Consider the following 1,961-nt stretch of genomic DNA (forward strand, 5'->3'; position numbering starts at 1 on the left):
TTTGAAGAGATGCGGTCAGAATTGGAGGAGTTAGCACGATGAAAGATATGATGATGGAAGTCTACAATGTTTTATCTGCTGATCCTACGATTGCAAAAGAGGTGACTGCAAAGAATATCAAATTCTATGAAGTACCTGAAAGCTTCGATTCGACGAAACCTTTTATTATCATCGATACACCTCTTGGACCGCCAACTAGTGCTTACTATGCAGCCAACAAAGAGATGTCGCAAACGTTTAGTTATCAAATTAATGTTGAAACTCAATCAAGGATTTTGACGAAAGAAATTGCTAAAGCAGTGAAAGCTGCGATGTGGGAATTTGGTTATGCCCAGTTAAATGGTGGGCTTGACGAGTATTTCTCAGAAACAAAACGCTTTGTGGATGCAAGGCGTTATCGAAAAAACACACAAATTCATGACACTGATTATTAATCGGTGTCTATTTTATTAGGAGGAATTTACAAATGGAAACTTATGGTTTTGATAAATTATCGGTTCGAAAACTAACCACAGCATTGGAACCAGATACAGCAGCGGAAATTCACGTTTTAGAAGGTAAACAAAAAGAAGGTGGACCAACTGCCTTCGACTTAACAGGTCTATCCAAAGAAGCAGTGAAAGTATTTGCTGGTAACGTTGAATACTACTTGGCTAGAAAAGGAACCGGGTCAGTAGCCGCAAATTTTGGTTTGCTAGATGTACCTGTAGAAGTTGAGCAAGAAATCTTAGGATTGATCAAAATGGCAGAAGGCATCGACGGTTTTGGTGATGAAACAGAGCCTCCATATATGGCAGCTGTAGCTGAAGCGGAAGATTTATATGGTGAACCAGTAGCATTCGCAATGGTAGCCGGGTCGTTTAACCGTGATGGATTTTCATTGGCTACTAAAAACGATGAAGATTTTACACCAGAAGCGGGCGAGTATGTTTACAACGCAATCTCTCGGAAGGTCAAAATTGACACAAATGAAAAGACGGTAAAAGTCTTGCGTGCTTTTGGAGAAGAAGCAGTTACTAAAATGAAAACTGCTGTACTTGGTGAGCCTGTTGCTCCTCCAAGTGGGGACGGACAATAATGTGACAAAGGTTAGTCTTCGGACTAGCCTTTTTATTTTTTGATTAATAGGAGGAATTATAGATGTCAGAAATTGGAAAAGAAATCAGATTGGATCTAATGATCAATGGAACAAGAAAGACCTTCACTCAAAGTCACGTGCCGTATTCAAAAGCTTTGGATTACACGGATGGCGAAGCAAAACTTTTTAAGAAGGATGACGAAGGCAATGAGGTTGCTCCTCCAGCCAGAGTGCTTACTGAATTCCGCGCTGAGTTTGTAGCAGGTTTGTTTGATGATAAAGATTTAACAGGCACTGTCCTTTTAAATGGTATCGATGCATGGGACAGAGATTTGATCATGGAAATCATTATGTATCGTGTCTTAGGTTACGAGAAAGACGTGGAAGAATCAGATCCAACAGATAAGAAAGACCCAAAAGGAAAAAAGGACGGAAAATAAGTTCGTCCGATCATCATGAGTTACAGCTAGATGTTGTGAGATCAATATTGAATATTTATCCCAGTTGGACAATCAATGACGTTCTGAACACAGATACGCTGTACCTATATGAAATTATGTTTAAACAAACGCCAAAAGGAGAGAAGAATAGGAAACAAAAAGAAATTAAGCCATTGGCTGATTTAGTGAAAGGGGGCGGATGATTTGGCTGGTGCAACTCCATTAGGAAATATGGTCATAAAGCTAGGTTTGGATGATGCTGATTTTGGGAAAGGCGTTGCTAATTCTAAAAAGCAAGTACAATACCTAGCGAAAGAAATGCAAGCAAATATGAAAGTTGCTGATTTGGCAGGGAACAAACTTGGTAAATTAGGTACTCGATACGATAGTTTAACACAGATTATCAAAGCACAAGAAAACCAAGTGTCCGCCCTCAAGAAAGC

Annotated in this window: 3 protein-coding genes and 1 pseudogene; all 4 read left to right on the plus strand. The window is 39.5% G+C overall.

Features of this window, described 5'->3' with window-relative positions; all coding sequences use genetic code 11:
- Positions 1-38: 38 nt before the first annotated feature.
- On the plus strand, positions 39-434 hold the full coding sequence (locus IAE45_RS18485; protein ID WP_200143166.1) for a hypothetical protein: 396 nt from the start codon (positions 39-41) through the stop codon (positions 432-434).
- A 32-nt stretch (positions 435-466) separates the two neighbouring features.
- Positions 467-1,078: a phage tail protein gene (locus tag IAE45_RS18490; protein ID WP_200127859.1), complete on the plus strand. Its 612-nt coding sequence runs from the start codon at positions 467-469 to the stop codon at positions 1,076-1,078.
- A 62-nt stretch (positions 1,079-1,140) separates the two neighbouring features.
- On the plus strand, positions 1,141-1,518 hold the full coding sequence (gene gpG / locus IAE45_RS18495; protein ID WP_200127861.1) for a phage tail assembly chaperone G: 378 nt from the start codon (positions 1,141-1,143) through the stop codon (positions 1,516-1,518).
- Between the two features lie 204 nt (positions 1,519-1,722).
- Positions 1,723-1,961: pseudogene (locus IAE45_RS18500) on the plus strand (hypothetical protein); the annotation flags it as partial.

The sequence above is a fragment of the Enterococcus sp. S53 genome (assembly GCF_016516865.1).
GTDB classification, from domain to species: Bacteria; Bacillota; Bacilli; order Lactobacillales; family Enterococcaceae; genus Enterococcus_D; species Enterococcus_D innesii.